The organism is endosymbiont of Riftia pachyptila (vent Ph05) (genome assembly GCF_000224455.1).
Classification (GTDB): Bacteria; Pseudomonadota; Gammaproteobacteria; order Chromatiales; family Chromatiaceae; genus Endoriftia; species Endoriftia persephonae.
Genome location: NZ_AFOC01000004.1, coordinates 22451 through 45347 on the forward strand (window position 1 = coordinate 22451; position 22897 = coordinate 45347).

A 22897-nucleotide genomic window follows, 5' to 3' on the forward strand; every position below is an offset into this window, starting at 1 on the left:
GGGCAGCCCGGGTTTGAAGGGTAATGGGCGCATCCGCCTCGCCATCGGTATCGCGGTGATCCTGCTAACGCTGATCTGGCTCACCTCCACCCCCGACAGTGAGCAGACCGACAGCGGCATCGTACCCCCGTCGCCGATCGCTCCGATCCATCGTGAGGCGGGCGCAACCAGCCCATCAGGCACTGCAGAGTCCCCATCGCCGGTTACGCCAGCGGTCTCCTCCGCGCGTCTCGAAATACCTGCACAACAAGCGGATGGCGAGATCGCCCGGGCGTTGATTGCCGCCCTGCGCAATGGCCAACAGCAGCTGGATGCCGACAGCTTACTGAACCGCGCCCTAGAGCTGCAGCAGCAGGGCCGGGTCACCGACGCTTATCTGTTGCTCTTCTTCAACGCCCGCAACGGCCATGGCCCCTCCGCCATGCTGCTCGGCGAACTTCACGATCCGGCCCACTTCACTACCGGCAGTACGCCAATCCAGGAACCCGACCCGCTACAGGCATTCAAATGGTACTCGCTTGCACGGCAGAGCGGCGTGGAGCAAGCGGAAGAACGGCTGGCCGTGTTGCGCTCACACATTGAGCAGGCCGCCGCCGAGGGTGATGGCAATGCCCGCCGGCTGCTGTTGAACTGGCGTTAGGATCTGTCCATAGCTATGCGATTCAGTGCGTTTGTCCTCATCCTCTGCCTGTTTGTCACCAACGTCGCTGCGGAGAACAGCCGCCCGCTGCTGATGCCGGGCAAACAGTCGCTCTACCAGCGCATGCTCAACAAACCCGGCGCGTTGATCTTCCAGAGCCCGGGAGCAGACATCGGCGAGCCCACCAAACCTTTCACTGCCTACTACATCTATCAGCGCCGCGAACAGGCCGGCCAGCAGTGGCTGCAGGTCGGTATCAACCGCCACGGCGATCTGCGGGGCTGGATCCGGGAGCACGAACTGATCCCCTGGAATCAGGGTCTCACCGTTGCCTTCCGTGAGCCGCTGGGCCACGACCGGGTACTGCTATTTCGCGACAATAATGAGCTGAAGCAGCTGATCGAAGCGGACGATCCAGCCGTCTATCGCGAACTCTATTCAGCAGCCGAGAGCGGCCAGCTGCCCGCCGACTCACCGGTGATCGCGATCCAGCCGAGCAACCATGTGGACATCCTGCAGGATTTCTACCTGGTGCCGATCCGCAGCCACGAGGATATCTACCTGGGTAGCGAACCGGCGCGCCTGCTGCAGGTCTCCAGCGTGCCCCTGGAGTCACGCAAACAGGCCCAGCCCAAACCACAGCAGCCGGCTACACCAGCTGCGCCGCTACGCCGGTTCCGCTCCGGCGTGGTGTTTGTCATCGACTCCACCCTCTCCATGGACCCCTACATCGATCGCACCCGCAAGGCGGTGCGCAAGATCTACGATGTGATCACCCGCGAGGAACTCACCGGCGATGTCAGCTTCGGCCTGGTGGCGTTTCGTGACAGCACCGATGCGGTGCCAGAGCTGGAGTACCGTTCGCGAGTCTATGTCGATCTGGAGCAGGGCAAAGACGCCGCTGGCTTCTTTGGCGCGGTTGAGTCGCTGAAGGCGGCCACCGCCTCCAGCAAGGGCTTCATCGAAGATAGCTACGCCGGGGTCTACGACGCCATCGACAGCATCGACTGGCGGGGTCAGGATGCCCGCTACGTGGTACTGATCACCGATGCCGGCCCACGTGAAGCCAGCGACCCGCTCTCCGGCACCGGCCTCAGCGCCGAGTCCCTCAACCGGCTGGCGCGCAACAAGGGCATCGCCCTGTCGGTGCTGCACCTACTCACCCCTACCCCCTACGCCAACCATGCCAAGGCGGAGCAGAAATACCGCGACCTCTCCCACTACCCCGGCATCGGCAGCTTCTACTTTGGCGTCAAGACCGGCGATGTGCAGCGCTTCGGTCGGGTGCTGGACTCCCTCGCCCACCAAATCACCGATCAGGTAAAGATCGCCGCCATGGCCGCCGCCGGGCGCCAGCTGCAGCCGATCCAGCCCCCTGTGGAAATGGCGCAGAGAGCAGAGCCGGACGAGGATCAGAGCCAGCTGGCCGAATTCCAGGCAAAGGTGGCGAAGCTCGGCTATGCGCTGCGCATGCGCTATCTGCAGCGCGATCAGGAACAGCAGATACCAAATCTGTTCAACGCCTGGCTGGTAGACCGGGATCTCAGCGACCCGACGCGCCAGACCCTCGATATCCGGGTGCTGCTGAGCCGCGATCAGCTCAGCGATCTGCACAGCATCATGCGTCAGGTACTGGAGACTGCCGAAGAGGGGCTGCTGTCGCCACGCAACTTCCTCAACGACCTGAAGAGCCTGGCCGCCACCATCGCCCGCGACCCGCAGCAGCTTGGCAGCACCACCCGGGTCAGTGGCGCCCGCGCCGGCAACCTTGCCGACATGGGCTTCATGCGCGAATATATCGAGGATCTGCCCTACACCGGCGAGGTGATGGACCTGTCGCTGGAGAACTGGCAGGATTGGCCGGCCCAGCAACAGCTGGAGTTCATCCACCGGCTGGAAGAGAAGATCAACTACTACCAGGTGCTGCACGACCACACCGACCTTTGGGTCTCCCTAGACGGCGGTCCCATCGACGGCGACTCGGTGTTCCCCCTGGCCATCGAAATGCTCCCTTAGTGAATCAACAACAAGACCCCAACCCGACCAGCCGCCAGAACGGCGAGCGAACCCTGATCTATCACCTGCGCGACGTGGTCAAGACCCGCGAAGTCGAGGGCAGCCGGTTCCGGCTCAAGGTGCCCAGCCTGCAGATCGCGCTGGGTGAAAAGGTCGCCGTGATCGGCGAGAGCGGCAGCGGCAAAAGCACCCTGCTCGACATGCTGGCGATGATCCTGCAACCAACCGAGAGCGGCTCCTTCCGCTTCCGTGCGGAGCGTGGCAGCACACCATTGGATGTGGCCGAACACTGGCGCAAACACCAGCTCAACCAACTCGGCGACCTGCGCCGCCAGCGCATCGGCTATGTGATGCAGACCGGCGGCCTGCTGCCCTACCTGACGGTGCGCGACAACATCGGCCTGTCGCGGCGCCTGCTGCAGCTCCCCGATGACGACCTGGTGGAGGAGCTAGCCCATGACCTAGGCATCAAGCGCCATCTGAACAAACTGCCGCACCAACTCTCGGTGGGCGAGCGTCAGCGGGTGGCGATCGGCCGCGCCCTGGCACATCGCCCCTCCATTGTCATCGCCGACGAACCCACCGCCTCTCTCGACCCAATCGCGGCGGAGAAGATCATGTCGCTGTTCATCGAACTGGTAGAGGAGCTGCACATCACGGTGATCGTCGCCAGCCACGCCTGGCGCCATATCAACCGGCTCGGCCTGCGCCACCTCTCCCACCACACCCGCCGCAGCAAGAGCGGCAGGACCACCGAGACCGTGGTCACTGGTTAATGCCATGTTGAAACGTTTCAAAAACATCCTCTGGCTGGCGAGCCGCGACTACCGCAACGAATGGCAGATGTCGAGCTTCTTTGTCCTCGCCCTGGCCGCCGTACTGGGACCGATGCTGGTGCTGTTCGGGCTAAAGTTTGGCATCGTCGGCAGCATGGTCGATCAGCTGATCGATGACCCACGCAACCGCGAGATCCGCCCGATCGGCAGCGGCCACTACGATCGCAGTTGGATCGAGACCCTGCGCCAACGCCCGCAGGTCGCCTTCATCGTGCCGCGCACCCGCTCCATTGCCGCCACCCTGCAGCTGAAGAGCAAGAATGCGCCGCAGATCGTCACCGTGGAGATGATCCCCACCGAGCGCGGCGACCCACTGCTACAGAGTCTGGACACCCCCGACACGCTGCGCCAACTGGTGCTCTCGGAGTCGGCGGCGCGCAAGCTCAAGGTCAAAAAGGGCGACACTATCAGCGGCAGCCTGGCACGGCGCTTCCGTGGCAAGAGCGAGCGAGTGCACGTAGACCTGACGGTGGTGGATATCGCCCGTGCCGGGGCATTTGGCCGCGACGGCGCATTTGCCCCAGTCTATCTGCTGGAGTCAATGGAGGATTTCCGCGACGGCCATGCGGTCCCGGCGCTCGGCTGGTCCGGTAACCAAAGCAACCCCGATCAGCGCACCTATCCCGGCTTCCGCCTCTATGCCCGCTCGATCTACGATGTGGAGCCACTCAGCAACAGTTTCCAGAGCCAGGGCATCGAGGTTCGCACCCGCGCCGCAGATATCGAGATCGTGCGCGATATGGACAAGAATCTGAGCCTGGTGTTCTGGCTAATTGCGGTGATCGGCCTGGTGGGCTTCGCCTTCTCCCTCAGCGCCAGCCTGTGGGCCAATGTGGATCGCAAGCGCAAGGAGTTGAGCGTGCTGCGGCTGGTCGGGTTTCGTACCGGCGACATCGTCTGGTTTCCGATGCTCCAGTCGATCTTCACCGCGCTGCTCGGCTGGCTCAGCGCGGTGCTGATCTACTTCGGCGTCGCCTGGTTGATCAACGACCGCTTCGCGCCACAGATGCAGAACGGCGAGAGCGTCTGCCGACTGCTGCCGGAGCACCTGCTGGTCGCCCTGGGCATCACCGCCGGCACGGCGATCCTCGCCTCCGCCATCGCCGGCTACCGGGCGGCACGCATCGAACCCTCCGAGGGGCTGCGCGAGATCTGAACTTGGCAAGACATAGGGCGGCCCATGGCCGCCGCCTGTCGTCGATTGAAAACAAGAATGGTGTCGGGCGCGGCCCGACCTATAGCAGGAACCGATGCAACCGCTCGACTCCCTGCTCGAGCCGCTCCAGGCCAGTAGTGTAGGCGAAGCGCAGATGACTCTCGGGGCGATTGAAGCCAAAGTCGAGCCCCGGCGTCACCGCCACCCCTGCCTCCCCCAGCAGTCGCTCCGCCAGCGCGGCACTGTCATCACTGATCGCCTCACAGCCGGCGTAGAGATAGAAGGCGCCTTGGGGGGTCACTGGCAGGTCGAACCCCAGTCCGCGCAGCGCCGGTAGTAGAAAGTCGCGGCGCCGCTGAAACTCCAGCCGGCGCACTTCGAGAATCTCCATCACCTCTGGCGAGAAAGCCACCAAAGCCGCATGTTGCGAGAGGGTCGGGGCGGCGAGAAAGATATTCTGCGCCAACCGGTCGAGGGGATCGACCACCGCTTCAGGGGCCACCAGCCAGCCGAGCCGCCAGCCGGTCATGCCGAAGAACTTGGAGAAGCTGTTGAGCACGAACAGGTCGTCCGCCAGCGCCAGCGCAGTGCCGCCCTCCCCATCGTAGACCAGCCCCTGATAGATCTCATCGACGATCAACACCCCGCCAAGCCGCTGCACCGTACGGTGCAGTGCCTTCAGCTGCGACTGCGACAACAGGGTGCCGGTGGGGTTGGCGGGTGAGGCGACCAGCACCGCGCAGCTATCCTCGCGCCAGTGTTGTTCCACCAGCTCGGCGGTGAGCTGATAGCCGGTATCAGCTCCCACCGGGATGCCCAACGGCGTGCCCTCAACCAGCTCCACAAAGTGACGGTTACATGGGTAGCCCGGATCGGCCATCAGCACGCTCTGCCCAGGATTGACCAGCACACTCATCACCAGCTGCAGGGCACCTGAGGAGCCAGGGGTGACGATCACTCGCTGTGGATCCAGCTCCACCCCATAGCGGTGACGGTAGAAGCCGGCAATCGCCTCGCGCAGCGCCGGCAATCCCTTGGCCGGGGTGTAGTGGGTCTCGCCAGAGGCCAACGCCGCCTGCCCCGCCGCCACGATCGGTGCCGGAGTGGGGAAGTCAGGCTCGCCGATCTCCATATGGATGATCGAGCGCCCCTGAGCTTCCAGGCCACGGGCACGGGCCAGCAGATCCATTACATAGAAGGGCTGGATGCGTGCCATCCGGTCAGCGATCTGTACCACTGCTCAGGCTCCGGCGTGGAAGCGGCGCAGCAGCGCCAGATCGACATGATCGGCACCACCCGCATCGCCGCTGATGACCCGGAAACCATCACCCGGCTCACCGAGCTGATCCAGCACCAGTTCGGCGCCGTTGAAGTCGTGATCCTCAGTGTAGTCATTGGTGGTCACCAGCACCGTGTTGATGCCTGCGCCGACAGCAGATTTGACGCCGTTTTCAGAGTCCTCAAAGGCAACACAGACGTCCGGGCTGATATCCATCTGCTGCATTGCCCAGCTGTAGATATCAGGGGCGGGCTTCTTCGCCGGCACGATATCACCAGCGGCGATCACCTCGAACCAACCCTCAGCATCCGCATCCAGGCTGTGCTGCAGCAGCGCACCAACATTGGCCGGAGTGGTAGTGGTGGCGATCGCCAGTCGCAGCCCGGCCTCACGCGCCTCCTGCAGCAGCCGCTTCACGCCGCTGCGCATGGGAATGGCACCTTCGGCCAGCATGTTGGTGTAGTGAGCGGTCTTTTTCTTGTGCAGATCGGCAATGAAACTATCCAGGTCATCGGGACGCTCGAATCCCGTGTTGAAGTGATCCAGATAGAAGCGGATGCGCTCCTTGCCGCCGGTAACCTCCAGCAGCTGACCATACAACTCCACTGACCAATCCCAGTCGAGCCCAGCATCGGCAAACGCCTTGTTGAAGGCCACTCGGTGGCCATCCCGCTCGGTATCGGCCAGGGTTCCGTCCACGTCAAAGATCAGGGCTTGCAACTCTGCCATCGATTCTCTCCACAAATGCAAAAACCGGCCTAGCTTACCCAATGCCTCGCCCCCTTTCACCTTCCATCCCAGCGGGAATCAGGCAGCGGCTTAGCGAATCTGCCCTGCCACACAAAAAAGATGGGAGGATGCACCTGAATATAAAAGACAATGGTCTATTCAAACCTCACCCCCTCCAGCAGAGCACATGGGCGAAACAGATGGGGTATCCAGATATTTTGTCAGCAAGAGATCCAGTATGCCTCACGAGATTATCGATAAAGAGAGTGTCAGCAACTATCTGAAACGCCTGCAGCAGAAGATCTGCCGCGCGCTGGAGGAGACCGGAGAGACTGCCCGATTTGTCCCCGATGCCTGGCAACGGGAGGGCGATGGCGGGCTGGGGGGCGGTGGCATCAGCTGTGTACTGCAGGATGGGACAGTGTTTGAACAGGCCGGCGTCAACTTCTCCCATGTCAGCGGCAAGCAGCTGCCGGGCTCCGCCAGCACCCACCGCCCGGAGCTAACCGGACGCGCCTTTGAGGCGATGGGCCTCTCCATCGTCATTCATCCGCAGAACCCCTATCTCCCCACCTCCCATGCCAATGTGCGTTTCTTCATCGCGGAGCACGAAGACGCCGATCCAGTCTGGTGGTTCGGCGGTGGTTTTGACCTGACCCCCTACTACGGCAATGAGGAGGACTGCCACCACTGGCACCAGAGCGCCAGAGCTATCTGCGAACCTTTTGGAAGCGACCTCTACCCGCACCTGAAGCAGCAGTGCGACGACTATTTCTACCTCAAACACCGCCAGGAGCCGCGTGGCATCGGTGGGCTCTTCTTCGATGACCTGAACGCGTGGGGCTTTGAACGATGCTTCCAGTTCATGCAAAGTGTGGGCGACGGTTATATCGAGGCCTATCTGCCCATCGTCGAACGGCGCAAAGCCACTGAATATGGACCGCGGCAGCGGGATTTTCAGCTCTACCGGCGCGGCCGCTATGTGGAGTTCAACCTGCTCTACGACAGAGGCACCCTGTTCGGACTGCAGTCGGGCGGACGAACCGAATCGATCCTGATGTCGATGCCGCCCGCAGTGAAGTGGCGGTACAATTGGCAGCCGGAGCCCGGCACTGAAGAGGCCGAACTCTATACCAAATACCTCAAACCCAGGGCTTGGGCCGACCCCGAGGAAGAGATATAGGGCGCCCCCTGGCCGCCGCGTATAATCGATTGCAATCAAGGATAATGTCGGGCACGGCACGACCTATACATGTGCCATGTTTAATTGCCGCGTTATAAACAAAGAGAGAGGCCACAGGAGGACCACAATCCATGGCAGACAAGACTCCAGACCACAATAAGCTCGACCAGATCGTCGCCGAGGCCCGCAACAACCGCGAACAGCGCGAGCAGGGCTACCGGGAAAAAGCGCTGAAGATGTACCCCTGGATCTGCGGCCGCTGCCGGCGCGAATTCACCCGCGCCAACGTGCATGAGCTGACCGTGCACCATAGAAACCACGACCACGACTATAACCCACCGAACGGCAGCAACTGGGAGCTGCTCTGCCTCTACTGCCACGACAACGAACACTCCCGCTATCTCGACAGTGACGGCAGCGGTGAGTCCTCATCAGGTAGTGCAAAAGAGTCGAGCCACAATCCGTTTGCCGCCCTCAAATCCCTGATGGAAAAAGAGGATTAGGGAGCCATCTGAACGAATCGTAAACTCGCACCTTGGGTCCAGCATCCGACACTTTTCTGAATCCCAATCTGCTTCGCCCAGGTTCATTCAGAGCGCCTTAGCCAGCGGGCCCCTTCCACGATGAAGGAATACATATAGGTCACGACGAAGGCCCCCGCGATAAACAACGTGGCTGACGGAATGAGCCATGCGGCTATCAGCGTCACATTGACCGTGCCAATCGCAATGACCGACTTGGACCACCCCCGGATGAGCGCGGGCATCTTGTAGGGCACGAGCATTGATATGGTATGCAGCAGAAACAGCGGGATTAGCAAACTCCCAGGCTCGAACCCTAAGGGTTGTTCAAGCAGCAGAATGAACAGCAGGTGACGCATGAGTTCATTAGTCGGCGACCCTCCCCCGGAGACAGCTTCGGGATTGAGCCGGGAAGTGGCGCGGATGATGACCGAACCCGCCGCGATTGCACTTGCAATCAGGATCATGCCGCCGAAATGCGCGCCAACCGCCAGCGCCAAGGCAACGTGAGCGACAGCGTCGCAAACGTTATCAAGATCGGCGCCGAAGCGGCTCCGGATATTCAGTTTGCCGGCCAGAACGCCATCGAGGTCGTCCATGACATTATTGAAGATGATTAACGGGATGACGTAACGGTAGCCGTCATCAAGGAACAGTAATACCAGAGGCAGTACACCGAGAATCGATGTCACATTGGCTAGGTTCCGGTAAAGGAAGTTTTTCTGCATTTTTTCCATCTTTACCTCCACATCAGGGTGAATTTAGTTAGCCCGCCAAGCCGCGAAAATAACCGCGCCTTATGAATGTTCAGGCTGCCTCCGTTTCAAGTACGAAAAAATGGTTTTCCAGCTTCGGGAACGGGATTTCCAGTGCCTTGGGTAAACGATTCAACCAGGGATTTCCCAGTCGCATCACCCAATAGGTCAAAGGGCCAACAATCTGTAGCATCTGAGCCGACTCCGGCACGAGTCCCTTCCATTTTTTGATCAGTTCACACCCCATCTGCATGAGGACGTAAGGTTCATTCCGTTCGGCATGCCGAACCGTCAATCCGCATTGCCTGAAGATCCGCCTGTAATTCTGCATGGATCGGTAGACAACCGGATAGTCACCCGCATACGTCTCGGTTCCCCCCCGGACAGTGGACTCGCGACACAGAATGATCCCACCCGGCTCGAGGCTTGCAACCAGCCTCCCCAACAGGGCGATCACGTCTTCTTCATCAAGGTACATGAGCAGGCCACCGAGAAAAATCAGGCAGTAGTGAGCATCGGGTTCGAACGACAGGACATTGCCGAGTACCGGACGAATGTTCGGGTAGGCGGCGGATCGCGCCTCCAATGCCTGGTAGAGTGCGCCGCTACCCTCGACGGCGACTACGCGGGAGAAGCATCGAGCGAATGCTGCGGCCCAATATCCAACACCACATCCAAGGTCGAGAACCGTGCCATTCGGATTCACACCCTGGAGTAGCCGCCAAACGATCCGAGATTCCGCTCGGAAACGAAAATGGCCCGCACCCACCGGAAAACCGAAGTCATCCATCCTATATGGCCCGAGGATCGATGATCTAACCCCGGCCCAATAGCGACTGACCGCAGCGTGGTCGATCTCAGGCATGAATGGCCATCGACTCGAGACTGACAAGGGAACGGTCCGTAGCGGGACTGGGAGCGCCAAACAGCTTTTCCGCTTCGTCCAGATCCACCAGAGTATCGATTTCGTACCACCGGTCTGCGTTGAAGAAGACCGCTTCGAACGCGAGCGAATCGTCGGCGACCATGTCCGCGAATACGGTCTCGTAATACACGCCAAGCCTGCCATCCGAAACGTAGCCACTCAACCTTTCTTCCATCGTCTGCCAAGTCTTCATCGACAGACTGTAGATGTTCACCGTCTTATACCGGGGCATATCGCATTCGCCGCAGTCGGGGCGAAAAGCCGTAACCCGACTCTCGGAGCCAAGTACCACCGTAGTGCCATTCATCCAGGGACGAAGGTGGGAAATTGCGATTCTGTCCGGATAGAGCATGCCGTCCAGCATCTCAGCCTCAAAAACCAGATCACTTTCTAACAGCAGGAACGGTTCCTGAACCTGCTGCCGGGCCAGCCACAGGGAATAGAGGTTGTTGGTGGTTCGGTACTCGGCATTGAAAACGTAATCGACCCGTATGCCGCCCGCATTGTGACGCAGAAATTCACGGATTTGGTCGCCCTGGTGTCCAACTACCACCACCAGCCGCTCAATCCCCTTTGCCCGCAGGTTGTGAATCAAACGATCGAGGATCGGGCGGCCGCCGACCTCGGTGAGGCACTTTGGCGCATTTTGGGTCAATGGCCGCAGGCGGCTTCCCGTCCCTGCGGCAAGCAAAAGTGCGGTGGTTGAGCGGTTAAAATCAGTCATAATCGGCCCTCGCTGAGTGAGTGGTTCACTGCAATCTCTGGTTCAAAAACGGGCACAGTTTCCGGCGCCAAACACCTGTAATCTTGATCCTGGTCACATCATTTTTTGTCTCCTTCACGCTCTCTCGATAAAGGTATTCTTTATCGGGGAAAATACCCCCGTTACTTCTGATATCATTCGGAACGAGGCTGGCAACCCTCTCCCTGTTGGCTTTGGCATCCCGTGGGCTAACGCACCAGCGAAGGTCCGCCCCGGCGGCCTCCCTGATCCACTACTCGAATTCTTCTCAGGATCCTTGCAGCCATTTACACATGTTCGATATTCCGTTTAGCATCCGTTGAAGGGTCAATTCCGTTGCATATGGATACGCCACAATCCATACGATTAGCATTCCGGTTGCGGTAGCGTTGCGTATGCTTTTTCTCTCTGCATCCTTGTGCAGAAATATCGACATTCGCCACTTCGCCGCACATCGAACAACTAGCGCATTTGGCGGTGCGCGATGATTACAGTGGAAACTACGCCACCTGATCTTGAATGCGGCAACTATCGGCAGGAAGAAACATTAAGGAGGGCAAGAACGCCGCAGAACTAGGCGAGTTTAGCGCATTTAGGCCACGATATCAAACTCAGAAGCATTCCCAGGAGCGTTGGCAATAGATTACCCGCAGGTTAGATGCGTTTATCCAAACCTTTCATAGACTGCCGGGATTGGAATAAGACATCATGGAGCGGAATGCATAAACAGCGTTGACGCAGGGACACGATAATGCGCTGACTTAACCAAGCCAGCTGCGAGCGGCCAGACTAACCGAAGCCTCGTTCCACAACCGCTGTACCAATCTCAAGGCGACTGATAGCCACCAAGGATCAGCCCAGCTTGGTGGCGGCGAGCTGTCGCACCACCAGCTGGGTGCCGAGCAGTGACAACACCACATAGGCGGCAAAGTAGACTAGCCCAACCTGCACCTCGGCCTCGGTCAGGTCCTGGCCGCTGTTGGCAAAGTAGGCCACCAGGATCGCCACCACGAAGACATCCGCCATCGACCATTTACCGATCTGGTGGCTGAAGTGCAGGCCGCGACGGATCAGGTGGTGCTCTGAATTCCACTAGGGTAATGGTCACCAGCAAGGTCTTGAGAAACGGCAATACCACGCTGAACAGAAACAGCAGCAACGCCAACCACAGATTGCCGTTCTGCCACAGCGCGCCGATGGTGGAAAGGATGCCCTTCGACTTGAACTGGAACACCGTCTCTCCCAGCAGTGGCAATTCCTTACTCGCCTCCACCGAGAGAATCGGTGTGGTCAGTCCGACCAGCAGCGAGAGCAACGCCACTATCAGCATCGTGTAACCCAGGTCGATCCAACGCCGATTCAGCAGCCAGCTGAGCAGAAACAGCCCTGCCGCGGTGAGAACAAAGGCTGCCAGTAGCCATTCTACCGACTCCTTGTAGGCCTGCTGCAGTTGCTTGTGCTGATACAACCCCTGCGTCTGCTGCGACTCCGCTTCGCTGCTGTCGTAGAGTCCCAAGGTCAGCGTCTCCAGCCACTCCCGTCCCACCGACTCCAGCCGGTTGCCGGCCTCCAGTTGCTGCACGATATAGAGCGTCTCCCGTTCGTAGGCATGGGCCTGCTGCCAGGTCAGCCAACTGCACAGCAGCAGAAACAGCGCCAGCGCAACGATCGCCGCCCAAAGATAGGCCCGGCTCACTATCGGCTCAACAACAACTGCCCCCGCCGGAGCCACCATCACCCGCCTCTCCTTCACCGAAGGGGGTGCTGCTACCGCAGTCGTCAAAGATGCCGAAGTGGGTTTGCCAACTCCCATAGAAGTCGAAATAATCGCGGAAGCGAGTCTCGTTGAGCATCCGGTAGGTGTTGCCGCAGACCAGGAACATCTTGCCCTTCTGGATCAGATGGTGGCCGTCGAGTAGAAACGACTCCTCGCTGCCCTCGATGCCACCCTTGTAGACCACCGCCTGGCCGTAGTCCTCGCAGGCCGGCTCCAGCCCCTCCAGCTTGAACAGCCGGTAGGTGGCCGACCAGAAGCCGATGTGGCCGATCTTCTGCTCGATATCGGCGTTGTCGATGGTGATCGGCCTGTCTTCCACCAGCCGCGGGTCGGCAAAGCCCACCTTTTTCGCCAGGTTCTGAAAGTCGTTCCAGTAGAGCGCGCCGCTCAGGCACTCACCGTAGAGCACTGGGTCTTCGAGCAGCGCCTGGGGCACGCGGCGGTCGGCGTAGACATCGGAGAAGTAGAGTTCGCCGCCAGGCTTGAGCAGCCGGTAGGCCTCGCGCAGCACCGCCTCCTTGTCGGGGGAGAGGTTGATCACACAGTTGGAGACGATGATATCGAAGCTTTCATCCTCCAGACCCAGCATATCAAGCTGTTCAATGTGACCGAGACGGAATTCCACATTGCTGCGGGCATAGCCAAAACGCTCCCGGTGCCAGTCGAGATGGCGATTCGCCACCGCCAACTGCTCCTCAGTCATGTCGACCCCCAGCACATAGCCGCTCTCACCGACCATCTGCGCCAGCGCGTAACAGTCGCGTCCGGAGCCGCTGCCCAGGTCGAGGATGCGCATCCCCTGCAGCAGGTCGGGCGCCACCAGGCCGCAACCGTAGTAGCGCGCCATCACCTCGTCGTGCACATTCGCCAGCGCCTTGCGCAGCCGCTGTGGCATCTGCGCATCGGTGCAGCAGGCATTGGTCTTGAGATCGTGACTGCCCTGCAGCTCCTGGCCGTAATAGGCCTTCACCGAATCTTTCATGAATCTTCATACTCCCGGGCCTGAACTCGCCGTGTCGCCCACTTGAAAAGGATTAGGGCGGCCCACATTATTACGAATCCAAGCCTCAGTCGAATGGAGCAAACACAGAATTATGAGTGGAATCCGCACAACCTTGCTGCTGGCGGCGCTGACCGGGCTGCTACTGGTGGCCGGACAGGCAATGGGCGGCCAGACCGGGCTGGTGATCGCCCTGATCCTGGCCGCAGTGATGAACTTCGCCTCCTACTGGTACTCCGACCAGCTGGTGCTGAAGATCTATCGCGCCCAGCCTGCCAGCCCCGCCGAAGCGCCGGTGCTCTATGATGTGGTGCGTGAGCTCTCCAGCCGCGCTGGGATGCCAATGCCCAAGGTCTACCTACTGCCAGAGCAGGCCCCCAACGCCTTCGCCACCGGACGCGATCCGCAGCACGCGGCGGTGGCCGCCACCCACGGTCTGCTGCGCATGATGAGCCGCGAGGAGCTGGCTGGGGTGATGGCCCACGAGCTGGCCCATGTCAAACACCGCGACACCCTGACCATGGCGATTGCCGCCACCATCGGCGGGGCGATCGCGATGCTGGCCAACATGGCACAGTTCGCAATGCTGTTTGGCATGCGCAGTAGCGACGGGGAGAACAGCAACCCGTTTGCGGCGATCCTGATGATGATCCTGGCGCCGATCGCCGCCTCGCTGATCCAGATGGCGATCTCCCGCTCCCGTGAGTATGTGGCGGATGCCGAGGGCGCGGCGATCTGCGGCAACCCATTGTGGCTGGCTAGCGCCCTGCGCAAGCTGGGGCAGGCGAGCCAACGGATCCCGATGCCGGAGGCGGAAAGCCACCCCGCCTCGGCCCATCTGTTCATCGTCAACCCCCTCAGCGGGCGCAACCTAGCGCAGCTGTTCGCCACCCATCCGCCCCTGGAGGAGCGTATCCGCCGCCTGGAGAATGCCGCCTACGGTCGGGGGTGAGGCCACCCCGTCCAGCCAGCATGAGATCAAGGCGGGGTGAGGTGTAAAATAGCCCTCTGGAATCAAGAATCACAAAGGGAAACCCCATATCTGAGCATATTCACTACGGCTGCGCCTGTAACTCGACTCTCATCGACATGCTGGATAACGCGGGGCTGGAGTTGACCCAGCGTGAATGTGTGAATTCCTGAAGGGCAGCGCAGCCGCTGGCGCATTTCTCGGCATGGGGCGGCGCGCATCGACCCCGCCCGCTCGGCTTTCGACCGCAACTTAAAAATCACCCTGCATCACGATGCGCCGATCACCGGCATCGAAATGCGCAATGTTGCCTGGAGCGCCGTCAACCGGGTCACTACCAGCGCTAAGGAGCTGGGGCCGGAAGAGCGCTTTACACCGTTTGAAGCGATGCGTGCGATTACCGCAGATGCCGCCTGGCAGAATTTCAGGAAGCTCGCAAGGGCACCCTGGAAGCAGGCAAGCTGGCAGACATAACGGCACTCTCCGCCGACCCGATGGCCGTTGAGCCAGTAAAAATCAGAGAGCTTCAGGTTCTGGAGTCGATCAAAGAGGGAAGCAACATCTACCGAAGGGCATAGCAGCTGCCGCCGGCTGCACGGCTTATTTTTTGCCATGCAGCCAACTGTGACACTAAAAGAGGCTACTCACAGGGTTTGAAGAAACGCCCCTCCTCCATCGCCTCACGGCACTCGGCACCACTCTGGGTCAACCCGCTCGGCACCTGTACCAGCTCTTCCCGCTCCATGCCGAGCAGCTGCCGCGCCGCATCGCAAGCCTGGGTGCGTGCGCACTGGCCGCGGCTGCCGCAGACCTGCTTCTGCAGCGCCTGACAGGGGCTCTTCCGGTTGGTACTGCGCCGCTTGGTGCAGACCTGGAAATAGTTCTCGTTGTTAAGCGCATCCAGACAGAGGCGACGGCTGTCGAGTTCCACACCCTGCCAAATCGGGTTGAGCCCGCGGTTGCGTAATTCTTCCTTCTCCAGGGACAGCAGCTGCCTTGCCGGATCACAGGCGGGATGCTTCTGGCACTCATTGTGGATCCCGCATACCTTACGCACCAGTTGCATGCAGGCCACCTGTTCCATCTCCCGCTGCTGTCGCTCATGGGACTCCAACAACTCCGCATCCATCACCACCACCCCGTCACGCACGATGATCACCGCACCGTTGTCGAGCTGGTGCACCCCGTCCCAGAGCGGCTGACTCTCGCCTTGCGCGCTGCGACTCGCCTTGTTGGTTTGCGGGTCGATGGAGATTCGGCTGCCATCCTGCATCAGGCCCTCCCAGGGTAGGGGCTCAGCCAGCAACGACAGCGGAAGGATCAATAGAGAAACAATCAGCGATATCCGGTAGAAAACAGCTTTCATCTTGCAGGCCCCGCCTCAACTGCACGCATATGACTGAGTCAGACTAACATAATCCACCTGTAGGTCATTGTTCAGGATCAGTTTTATCTACAGTCAGCAGACAGGGGGACGGGCCTGTCCCGATAGACTTGTCAGGCCGTCCGGTTAGACTGTCCCATAAGGAGCCTGCCTATGTGGATCACAACCGACCAACTCCTGCTGCTACTGCTGTTGCTAACGACCAACGGTGCCCCGCTGCTGGCGCGGGAGCTGTTGCACTCGGGCTTCAACCACCCGATCGATAGAGGCCACAGGCTCGCCAGCGGCCAACCCCTGCTCGGTCCCTCCAAGACCTGGCGTGGCGTCATCGCAGCACTGCTGCTGACACCACTGGTATCACTGCTGCTCGGTCTGGGCTGGCTGCTCGGGTTGGTCATTGCCCTGTTTGCGATGCTCGGTGACATCAGCTCCAGTTTCATCAAGCGGCGTCTGGGGATGCCCTCGAGCAGCATGGCGCTGGGCCTGGATCAGATCCCCGAATCGCTGCTTCCGCTACTCGCCTGTCGGCTGCTGATCGAGCTACCGCTGACACAGCTGGCGCTACTGGTTGTGCTCTTCTTCATCACCGAGTTGCTGCTCTCCAGGGTGCTGTTCTGGTTGCACATCCGGCGCCACCCCTATTAGGGCGTCCCGTGGCCACCGCGCATAATGGAAGGATGATGTCGGACGCGGTCCGACCTGTCTATAGGGCGGCCCGCAGCCGATGCAGGGTTACCTCCGGCGGGCAGTTGAGGCGCACGTTGACTATGCTGCTACCGGTGCCGACGGAGGTGTAGCCACGCATGCCATTGTAGTCCCAGGGACCTGAGCCCATGTAGCGCGGGCACTTGGCATCGAGGGTGATGGGAATACCGCCCGGCAGACAGATCTGGCCACCATGAGTATGGCCGCAGAGCATCAGATTGAACCCAGCATGGGCTGCCTGACGATAGATCTCCGGGGTGTGGCTGAGCAGGATCGAGACCGCCTCCAGCGGGATCGCGTGGGCCGCCTTCTCAATATTGTCGACTCGGAAGTAATGAGCGTCATCGATTCCCACCAGATAGATTCGCGCCTCCCCCCGCTCGATGAACTGATGTTCATTGAGCAGCATGCGAATGCCCATCGCCTCCAGCGCCGGTAGCATGGTGACACTGTCATGGTTTCCCAGCACCCCGTAAACCGGCTGGCGCAACCCGCTCATCAGCACACCCATCCACTCGATTGCCGCCTCCACCGGCCCATGGGTCTGGGCCCGGTAGTCGCCGGTGAGCACGCAGGCGTCGTACTCCAGCTCCCGCACCGTCTCAACCATCGCGTGGACCGCCGGGGGATAGATATCGGCATGGATGTCGCTCAGCTGCAGCAGGGTGTAGCCGTCGAACTCTGGCGACAGTCCCTTGATCGTCACCTCGTGACGGCGCACTTGGATATCGAGGGTGTTGCGCAGTCCCCGGCGATAGAGCCCCACCAGGCGCAGGCTGTTACGGATCAGCGAGTGGACCGAATACCAGTTCTCCGGGTGGAAAAAGTTGATGCCGTTGCCGAAGACCCTGGGCTTGGTCTCCTCCTCAATACCCAGCCGCAGGCGAGCATGCAGCCTGCCAAGGCGCTGTTCCAACTGTTGCCTGATCTCCTGCTCCATGCTTCAAATCTAACCCGGAAGCAGACTCTTCACCAGCTTCGAATCACGATTACGGAACAAAGGTTGCGGGATTTGATGCGGCGGTGCTGCGCGTCTTCCATAGGCAGAAAAAACGAGCGGCCTGAGCCGCCCGCTGACTCCCAACATGAAATCGATTATTCGACCTGGATGATCATCCGCCGCGCTGCATGGCTCATCTCCCCAACATAGCTGCCAGGGGCCAGCAGCCGCCGCACTGCGACACCGTTGTCGAGGCGCGACTGCAGATCAGCGAGGAACGCGGCAAAGCTGGTGTGCAGTGCCACCGGTCCATCGGGCTGGACGATCGAGTAGAGGCCCACCTCATTGGAGCCCTGGACCACCATGAAGTCACCTTCCAGCCCCAGCAGATCGATGCGCGCACCGGCCTGGCTGATGTGGTGGAAACGCCCCACCCCTTCCAGGTTGAGCAGTAGGCTCTGGTCGACAATGCTCACCCCGGCGGCGCTGGCTGGATCCCAGCTCACCACCAGTACCGCCGGCAGGGCCGAGAGATCCTCCAGGGTCTGGGCGGTGAAGTCGGCCGGGGCACTGCCAAAGGGGGTGACGAAGCCACGTGCCCGCATCGCTGCGGCGATGGCAAAGCTGGAGGTGTTGAGGCTCGAGGTATCAATCTCGTAGTGGTTGGGATCGGCATCCTGCTCCGCTGTGATGCCAGTGCCGCTGAAGTCGAACGCTTCGGCCTTGCGATGGCTGAAGCGGTCCACCACCATGGCGAAGCCGTCCACACTGTTCTCGGCAACAGTGCCGCGCAGGGTGGTCAGGTGCATCCGTACCAGACCCTCGCTGGCATCCATCGTCAGGGCGCCGGGGGTGGTCTCGGTAAGAGTGCCAAAGACCCGCAGCCGCTGGCCGACCGAGATCTCATCCTTGCTGAAGTCGCCGCTGGAGAGCTGCTTCTTCACCTGGGTGTTGTCACCCAGGGTCACGCTCACCTGGTCGCGGAAGATCACGCTGCCGTCGCTACGCACCAGGGTTGCACCTTTGACAGTGAGGATGTCGCCGCTACGTGCGACCACATCACCAGTGACCACGTCGCTGTCGCCGCCGGGCACGCTGGAGCCAGCATAGACCTCGGTTGCCTCGAAGCGGCGCGGGCCAAACTTCAGATCACCCACCGCGATGGTGGCAGAGAAGGTCGGCATCGCCGCCAGTGCGCTCAGCCCTGCCGTGCCGGTATAGCTCTGGCCATCAATCTCGAACTGGGTGGTGTCGGTGGTCTCTATCTGCAGGGTGCCGAAACGTTCGTCATTGGTCAGACGATGATGGAACGGACGCATCACGACCGTGTAACTACCGGCGGCCTCATTGACCTGCTTTAGCGGACCACGCACCCGATGGGGCTTGGGCCGCTCGGCATCCACCTCGGCGATCAGCACTGGCTCGATGGTGGTCACCACCTCACTGCCGAACTCGGTGCGGTGGGAGGCGTTGAGGTCGAAGTCGAGGGTCAGATTGGCGGGGATGCCAGGGGCGATCAGCAGCCGGTTGTGCTCCTCCAGCTTGACCTCTACATCCAGACTGGTAACCAGGTTGCCGTCACTGTCGATCAGCCGATCCACATCAACGATCTCACCCGCCGCGTTCTCCACCTGGATCACTGCGTTGCTATAGTCGAGCGACAGGGTGCCCGCCACATAGAAGCCCGAGGGCACGGTGGCGGCGGTGAGAAACTCGGTCATATCGACATACTGGGCAAAGTCAACAGTGGTCTGTAGCGGCAGGGTCTCCACCACCTCGCCATTCGCCTTGGTCAGGGTGATGGCGGTGACATCAACCGTGTAGGTGGCAAAGTCGCCCGCCGCATCGGTCAGACCAACCCAGACATCACCGCTCTCCCCTTCGACCGAGCCACCACCACAGCCACCCAGCAGTGCGGCAAAGCCGATCGCTGCCAGCAGTGAACCCAACTGCAGGAAGCGCCGCAACGCCGCGCCACCTGCCCTAAAAACACTGAAATCTTTGCTATCCACAACAGTTCTCCTCTGTTTGAACTGACTCAAAGGCGACCGGATCGACGCCTGTAGTCAGAACAACGCAGCTGAAGGAGATCGGTTGACAGGGATTGAGTACGGCGGCGTGACATCCATCACAAGCCGCTGGCTGGGAGATTATCGACCCGGCCACCAAATGATTGGTGGTGATCTGTCTGATTGCCGAGGTATCGGCAGCAGGGATGCAGCCATCAAGCCTTCAAGGATGAATTCACGGCGCCCTCAACCATCAGACATGGACCGCATCGTCCGTCAGCACCACTTCCGGGCGACTCGAGGTTCGAGGCCATTGTTCGGTGCGCCGGTACGTTTCGGCTCGAGAGCGAAGGCCTTCGCTGACATCAAGCACGACCTCATGAACCGCTTGGCGTGTGCGAAGATGGTTGTCTAGCTCGACGAGCAGATCACCATGCCGGCGCGTCACCTGGAAATCCAGATCGATCTCCCCTTCCAGGCGAGTCAACACCTCCGCCAGACCGATGGTTGCCGTACCACCTTGTGGCGAGACGTAAAGAAGATCCAGCATCGCATTTTTCTCACGACACAAGGCAATCGCACGCTCCACCGCCACGGGGCCAAATACCTCATCGCCGGCCAAGACCACACTGGGCTGCACTGTATCGGCTATGCCCGGAATGAATCGCGTGGAACGGGCCAGCACCTCGGCCTTCTGTTCCGCAAGGAGCATCTCCCCAGCATCCGCATAGGTCAACGCCTCGCCCATCGTCTTCAATATCTCTTTGATGCCTTTCAACATGCTTCTCTCCGCGGATTCCGGCGATAAAAAAACAGGCCCGATGAATCAACCAGTAGCAGCACACCAACGGCACTGCCAGGAACGGTTGCCGAGTTCCACGCACACTGCGCACGCATCATCCGGTACCGGCCGTCTCAAAACTCGATGTTCATAGCTGTGATCATCAGCAGCAGAAAAATCATTGTCATAACACCCGCTCCTGCACCATTGGCCAGAAAGACATAGCCAATCCAGATCACCACTGCCGCCAGGATCAACGGCTTGCGTAGTCGTTTGAATCTCTTGTCCATCACCCATGCACTCCGCTTGAAGTGGACAATACTTGATACCTCACTGAGCGCCCGGCCGACTTCAAGATGAGAGACTTCAAGACCAAACCCACCACTCCATCAGAAGACCACATTCATCATCAGCATCATCACCACCAAGAACAGCAGGGTCATGATGCCGCCTGCGCGCATGAAGTCTGGCACACGGTAACCACCTGGCCCCATGATCAGGGCATTGACCTGATGGGTCGGGATCAGAAAGGAGTTGGAGGTGGCGATGGCCACGGTCAGGGCGAACACGGCGGGGTCGGCATCCGCGCCGATGGCAATATTCACCGCCAACGGCACCAACAACACCGTGGCACCCACATTCGACATCACCAGGGTAAAGAAGGTCGACAGCAGCGCCACTGCCGCCTGGATCACCCAGGTCGGCATCTGCCCCACCACCTCAAGCACCTGTTCGGCGATCCACTTTGCCGTACCGGTGGTCTCGACCGCCAACCCTAGGGGGATCAGTGAGGCCAGCAGGAACACCGTCTTCCAGCTCACGGCCTCGTAGGCCTCTTCGATGCTGAGCACCCCGCAGAGCACCATGCCTATAGCGCCGGTGAGCAGCGCCACCGAGAGGCGCAGATCGGTGAACAACACCAGTCCCAGAGCAACAGAAAAGAACAACAGTGCATAGCCGATCTTCTGCGGACGCAGTTCCTCATGGGGATACTCGGTGGTCACCAGCACAAAGTTGCGGTCCTTCTCGATGCGGGTCAGGGCATCCCAGGCGGTATGCACCACTAGAGTGTCGCCGGCCTGAAAGGGGGTGTTGCGGATCTCATCGCCCTCATGCAGCGTCTTGCCGTTGCGGTGCAGACCAACCATCGCCAGGCCATAACTCTTGCGCATCCAGACATCACGGGCACTCTTGCCGATCAGACTGGAACCGGGCGGTATCACCACCTCAGCGATACCGGCCTTGGTGGGAGCCAGGGCCTCGGCGAAACTGCGCAGCCCCTGGCGCTGTTTCAGAGCATACTTTTCGATGAAGTGGTCGAGATCACAGGGGTCGGCCACCAGCCCCAACACCATCCCCCTCTGGATCTCGGTGGTGCGGGCCAGGGTGCCCGGACCGACTCGGGTCTCCTCGCCAAGACGTTTACTGGCGATCACCCGCACCCGGTATTTGGTCTCCACATCATCCAGTCGCTTACCCACCAGAGGGCTGGTGTCCGGCACCACCAGTTCCGATAGGGAATAGTTGATGCCGTAGACATCCTGGAAATACTTCATCGGATCGGAGCCACTGGTGCTGCTCTCGTTCCCGCTAGCCGGCAGCACAAACCGACCGGCCAATACGAAATAGATGATGCCGGTCGCCACCAGGGCCAGCCCCACCGGGGTGACGGAGAAGAGCGACCAGGTCGTCATCTGCTGTTCCGCTGGCAGCGCCTGGTTGGAGGTGAGAATCAGATCGTTGAGCAGGATCAGGGGACTCGATCCCACCATCGTGATGGTGCCGCCGAGAATGGCGCAGAACCCCATCGGCATCAGCAGGCGTGACATCGGCAGCCCGGAACGGGCAGAGATACGTGAGACCACCGGCAGAAACAGCGCGGCGGCGCCGACATTCTGCATAAACGAGGAGATGACACCGACGGTGCTGGAGATGATGGGGATGATGCGCGCCTCACCGCTGCCACCGACCTTCAGGATGAAGCTGGCCACCCGGCTCATGATACCGGTCTTGTCGAGACCGGCGCCGATGATCATAACCGCGATGATCGAAATCACCGCATTGGAGGAGAAGCCATCGAACAGATGCTGGGTGTCGACCAGACCCTGTGCCAGCCCCATGACGGGCGCCAGCAGAGAGGTCAGCCCCAATAACACCATCACCGTGGTGGCGGCCACATCCACTCCCACCACCTCAAAGGCGAATAGATAGATGGTAAAGAGCAGCAGGCCGCTAACCCAGGCGATCTCGATACTAGGCACCACCTTTGCCATGTAGAGGGCAATAACCGCGAATATCGCGGCCGCAATCCATTGCTTGCGATCCAGGCCCTTGGCCTGCGCGACCATGCGCTCCTCATCGGCAAGTGAGATCAAGACCTTTCCTCCTTTGTCAGCCCAGCAAAAATCCGCTCAATCCCGCCGCACCAGCGGCAAGAAGACGACTTTATGCTAGCTATATGAACGTTAAGAAAAGGCTAAGGGGATGCTAAGGATTCGTGATAGGCGGGTAGATAAGGCTGGCAGGCAAGCGGAGAGCATCACCGGATT

General features: G+C 60.4%; 23 protein-coding genes. 8 read left to right on the forward strand and 15 right to left on the reverse strand.

The window, feature by feature from the left end; genetic code table 11:
• The first annotated feature begins 13 nt into the window (after nt 1-13).
• From RIFP1SYM_RS01205 to RIFP1SYM_RS01220, 4 genes are read left to right on the forward strand one after another with little or no spacing between them, the layout of a single operon-like run.
• Nucleotides 14-640, forward strand: a complete 627-nt coding sequence (locus RIFP1SYM_RS01205) for a hypothetical protein (RefSeq protein ID WP_006473738.1) — start codon at nt 14-16, stop codon at nt 638-640.
• Nucleotides 641-655: 15 nt separating this feature from the next.
• Complete coding sequence (locus RIFP1SYM_RS01210; protein WP_005958727.1) at nt 656-2656, forward strand: vWA domain-containing protein; 2001 nt, start codon at nt 656-658, stop codon at nt 2654-2656.
• Nucleotides 2656-3432 (forward strand): ABC transporter ATP-binding protein, encoded by a 777-nt coding sequence (locus RIFP1SYM_RS01215; protein WP_006473737.1) that lies wholly within the window; start codon nt 2656-2658, stop codon nt 3430-3432. Before RIFP1SYM_RS01210 ends, RIFP1SYM_RS01215 begins: the two co-directional genes overlap by 1 nt.
• Before the next feature lie 4 nt (nt 3433-3436).
• The gene (locus RIFP1SYM_RS01220) at nt 3437-4648 is read left to right on the forward strand and encodes an ABC transporter permease (protein WP_005958729.1); all 1212 of its coding nucleotides are present in this window, start codon (nt 3437-3439) and stop codon (nt 4646-4648) included.
• A 79-nt stretch (nt 4649-4727) separates the two neighbouring features.
• Here the strand turns inward: RIFP1SYM_RS01220 and RIFP1SYM_RS01225 are convergent, their stop codons facing one another.
• Nucleotides 4728-5885 (reverse strand): pyridoxal phosphate-dependent aminotransferase, encoded by a 1158-nt coding sequence (locus RIFP1SYM_RS01225; protein ID WP_005958730.1) that lies wholly within the window; start codon nt 5883-5885, stop codon nt 4728-4730.
• Nucleotides 5886-5888: 3 nt separating this feature from the next.
• The gene (locus tag RIFP1SYM_RS01230) at nt 5889-6656 is read right to left on the reverse strand and encodes an HAD family hydrolase (protein ID WP_006473736.1); all 768 of its coding nucleotides are present in this window, start codon (nt 6654-6656) and stop codon (nt 5889-5891) included.
• A gap of 238 nt (nt 6657-6894) precedes the next feature.
• On the opposite strand from RIFP1SYM_RS01230, the gene hemF reads away from it, so the two are divergent.
• Both hemF and RIFP1SYM_RS01240 read left to right on the forward strand, forming a co-directional pair.
• Nucleotides 6895-7839 carry an oxygen-dependent coproporphyrinogen oxidase gene (gene hemF, locus RIFP1SYM_RS01235; protein WP_006473735.1) on the forward strand — a complete coding sequence of 315 codons (945 nt, stop codon included), beginning with the start codon at nt 6895-6897 and terminating at the stop codon, nt 7837-7839.
• Between the two features lie 131 nt (nt 7840-7970).
• Nucleotides 7971-8342, forward strand: a complete 372-nt coding sequence (locus RIFP1SYM_RS01240; RefSeq protein WP_005958733.1) for a YajD family HNH nuclease — start codon at nt 7971-7973, stop codon at nt 8340-8342.
• A gap of 83 nt (nt 8343-8425) precedes the next feature.
• Here the strand turns inward: RIFP1SYM_RS01240 and RIFP1SYM_RS01245 are convergent, their stop codons facing one another.
• The 6 genes from RIFP1SYM_RS01245 to RIFP1SYM_RS01275 form a co-directional block, all read right to left on the reverse strand.
• Nucleotides 8426-9097 (reverse strand): CDP-alcohol phosphatidyltransferase family protein, encoded by a 672-nt coding sequence (locus RIFP1SYM_RS01245; protein ID WP_039959515.1) that lies wholly within the window; start codon nt 9095-9097, stop codon nt 8426-8428.
• A 70-nt stretch (nt 9098-9167) separates the two neighbouring features.
• Nucleotides 9168-9905 carry a class I SAM-dependent methyltransferase gene (locus RIFP1SYM_RS16195; protein ID WP_240991562.1) on the reverse strand — a complete coding sequence of 246 codons (738 nt, stop codon included), beginning with the start codon at nt 9903-9905 and terminating at the stop codon, nt 9168-9170.
• Between the two features lie 67 nt (nt 9906-9972).
• A complete protein-coding gene (locus tag RIFP1SYM_RS01260) occupies nt 9973-10764 on the reverse strand; it encodes a phosphocholine cytidylyltransferase family protein (RefSeq protein ID WP_005958735.1) in 792 nt (263 codons plus the stop codon).
• 870 nt (nt 10765-11634) lie between these two features.
• Nucleotides 11635-11808, reverse strand: coding sequence for a paraquat-inducible protein A (locus tag RIFP1SYM_RS18525; protein WP_005958736.1), 174 nt, complete (start codon nt 11806-11808; stop codon nt 11635-11637).
• Between the two features lie 7 nt (nt 11809-11815).
• Nucleotides 11816-12517: a paraquat-inducible protein A gene (locus tag RIFP1SYM_RS18530; protein ID WP_006473731.1), complete on the reverse strand. Its 702-nt coding sequence runs from the start codon at nt 12515-12517 to the stop codon at nt 11816-11818.
• The gene (locus RIFP1SYM_RS01275; RefSeq protein ID WP_005958738.1) at nt 12486-13541 is read right to left on the reverse strand and encodes a methyltransferase domain-containing protein; all 1056 of its coding nucleotides are present in this window, start codon (nt 13539-13541) and stop codon (nt 12486-12488) included. The genes RIFP1SYM_RS18530 and RIFP1SYM_RS01275 overlap by 32 nt, the downstream gene beginning before the upstream one ends.
• Nucleotides 13542-13653: 112 nt before the next feature.
• Here RIFP1SYM_RS01275 and htpX point away from each other — a divergent pair, with 112 nt between their 5' ends.
• Nucleotides 13654-14511 carry a zinc metalloprotease HtpX gene (htpX, locus tag RIFP1SYM_RS01280; RefSeq protein WP_005958739.1) on the forward strand — a complete coding sequence of 286 codons (858 nt, stop codon included), beginning with the start codon at nt 13654-13656 and terminating at the stop codon, nt 14509-14511.
• Nucleotides 14512-14798: 287 nt separating this feature from the next.
• Here htpX and RIFP1SYM_RS19105 read toward each other — a convergent pair whose 3' ends face one another.
• Both RIFP1SYM_RS19105 and RIFP1SYM_RS01285 read right to left on the reverse strand, forming a co-directional pair.
• Nucleotides 14799-15143 carry a hypothetical protein gene (locus tag RIFP1SYM_RS19105; protein ID WP_005958740.1) on the reverse strand — a complete coding sequence of 115 codons (345 nt, stop codon included), beginning with the start codon at nt 15141-15143 and terminating at the stop codon, nt 14799-14801.
• Nucleotides 15144-15169: 26 nt separating this feature from the next.
• Complete coding sequence (locus tag RIFP1SYM_RS01285; protein ID WP_005958741.1) at nt 15170-15895, reverse strand: hypothetical protein; 726 nt, start codon at nt 15893-15895, stop codon at nt 15170-15172.
• 171 nt (nt 15896-16066) lie between these two features.
• On the opposite strand from RIFP1SYM_RS01285, the gene RIFP1SYM_RS01290 reads away from it, so the two are divergent.
• A complete protein-coding gene (locus RIFP1SYM_RS01290; protein ID WP_005958742.1) occupies nt 16067-16558 on the forward strand; it encodes a CDP-archaeol synthase in 492 nt (163 codons plus the stop codon).
• 58 nt (nt 16559-16616) lie between these two features.
• Here the strand turns inward: RIFP1SYM_RS01290 and RIFP1SYM_RS01295 are convergent, their stop codons facing one another.
• The 5 genes from RIFP1SYM_RS01295 to RIFP1SYM_RS01310 form a co-directional block, all read right to left on the reverse strand.
• Entirely contained in the window at nt 16617-17558 is a 942-nt protein-coding gene (locus RIFP1SYM_RS01295; RefSeq protein WP_005958743.1) for a metallophosphoesterase, read from the reverse strand.
• A 155-nt stretch (nt 17559-17713) separates the two neighbouring features.
• Nucleotides 17714-19570, reverse strand: coding sequence for a DUF4382 domain-containing protein (locus RIFP1SYM_RS01300; protein WP_006473728.1), 1857 nt, complete (start codon nt 19568-19570; stop codon nt 17714-17716).
• A gap of 250 nt (nt 19571-19820) precedes the next feature.
• Nucleotides 19821-20348, reverse strand: coding sequence for a hypothetical protein (locus tag RIFP1SYM_RS01305; protein WP_005958745.1), 528 nt, complete (start codon nt 20346-20348; stop codon nt 19821-19823).
• A gap of 134 nt (nt 20349-20482) precedes the next feature.
• Complete coding sequence (locus RIFP1SYM_RS17740) at nt 20483-20641, reverse strand: hypothetical protein (protein WP_005958746.1); 159 nt, start codon at nt 20639-20641, stop codon at nt 20483-20485.
• Nucleotides 20642-20737: 96 nt separating this feature from the next.
• The gene (locus tag RIFP1SYM_RS01310) at nt 20738-22696 is read right to left on the reverse strand and encodes an SLC13 family permease (protein WP_320415587.1); all 1959 of its coding nucleotides are present in this window, start codon (nt 22694-22696) and stop codon (nt 20738-20740) included.
• Nucleotides 22697-22897 lie beyond the last annotated feature (201 nt).

Bases quoted from the DNA above. Each gene is read 5' to 3' on its own strand.
- RIFP1SYM_RS01210 (WP_005958727.1), top strand. From the start codon at position 656: ATGCGATTCAGTGCGTTTGTCCTCATCCTCTGCCTGTTTGTCACCAAC.
- RIFP1SYM_RS01220 (WP_005958729.1), top strand. From the start codon at position 3,437: ATGTTGAAACGTTTCAAAAACATCCTCTGGCTGGCGAGCCGCGACTAC.
- RIFP1SYM_RS01230 (WP_006473736.1), bottom strand. From the start codon at position 6,656: ATGGCAGAGTTGCAAGCCCTGATCTTTGACGTGGACGGAACCCTGGCC.
- hemF (WP_006473735.1), top strand. From the start codon at position 6,895: ATGCCTCACGAGATTATCGATAAAGAGAGTGTCAGCAACTATCTGAAA.
- RIFP1SYM_RS01240 (WP_005958733.1), top strand. From the start codon at position 7,971: ATGGCAGACAAGACTCCAGACCACAATAAGCTCGACCAGATCGTCGCC.
- RIFP1SYM_RS01245 (WP_039959515.1), bottom strand. From the start codon at position 9,097: ATGGAAAAAATGCAGAAAAACTTCCTTTACCGGAACCTAGCCAATGTG.
- RIFP1SYM_RS16195 (WP_240991562.1), bottom strand. From the start codon at position 9,905: ATGGATGACTTCGGTTTTCCGGTGGGTGCGGGCCATTTTCGTTTCCGA.
- RIFP1SYM_RS01260 (WP_005958735.1), bottom strand. From the start codon at position 10,764: ATGACTGATTTTAACCGCTCAACCACCGCACTTTTGCTTGCCGCAGGG.
- RIFP1SYM_RS18525 (WP_005958736.1), bottom strand. From the start codon at position 11,808: ATGGCGGATGTCTTCGTGGTGGCGATCCTGGTGGCCTACTTTGCCAAC.
- RIFP1SYM_RS18530 (WP_006473731.1), bottom strand. From the start codon at position 12,517: ATGGTGGCTCCGGCGGGGGCAGTTGTTGTTGAGCCGATAGTGAGCCGG.
- RIFP1SYM_RS01275 (WP_005958738.1), bottom strand. From the start codon at position 13,541: ATGAAAGATTCGGTGAAGGCCTATTACGGCCAGGAGCTGCAGGGCAGT.
- htpX (WP_005958739.1), top strand. From the start codon at position 13,654: ATGAGTGGAATCCGCACAACCTTGCTGCTGGCGGCGCTGACCGGGCTG.
- RIFP1SYM_RS19105 (WP_005958740.1), bottom strand. From the start codon at position 15,143: ATGGCAAAAAATAAGCCGTGCAGCCGGCGGCAGCTGCTATGCCCTTCG.
- RIFP1SYM_RS01285 (WP_005958741.1), bottom strand. From the start codon at position 15,895: ATGAAAGCTGTTTTCTACCGGATATCGCTGATTGTTTCTCTATTGATC.
- RIFP1SYM_RS01290 (WP_005958742.1), top strand. From the start codon at position 16,067: ATGTGGATCACAACCGACCAACTCCTGCTGCTACTGCTGTTGCTAACG.
- RIFP1SYM_RS01295 (WP_005958743.1), bottom strand. From the start codon at position 17,558: ATGGAGCAGGAGATCAGGCAACAGTTGGAACAGCGCCTTGGCAGGCTG.
- RIFP1SYM_RS01305 (WP_005958745.1), bottom strand. From the start codon at position 20,348: ATGTTGAAAGGCATCAAAGAGATATTGAAGACGATGGGCGAGGCGTTG.
- RIFP1SYM_RS01310 (WP_320415587.1), bottom strand. From the start codon at position 22,696: ATGGTCGCGCAGGCCAAGGGCCTGGATCGCAAGCAATGGATTGCGGCC.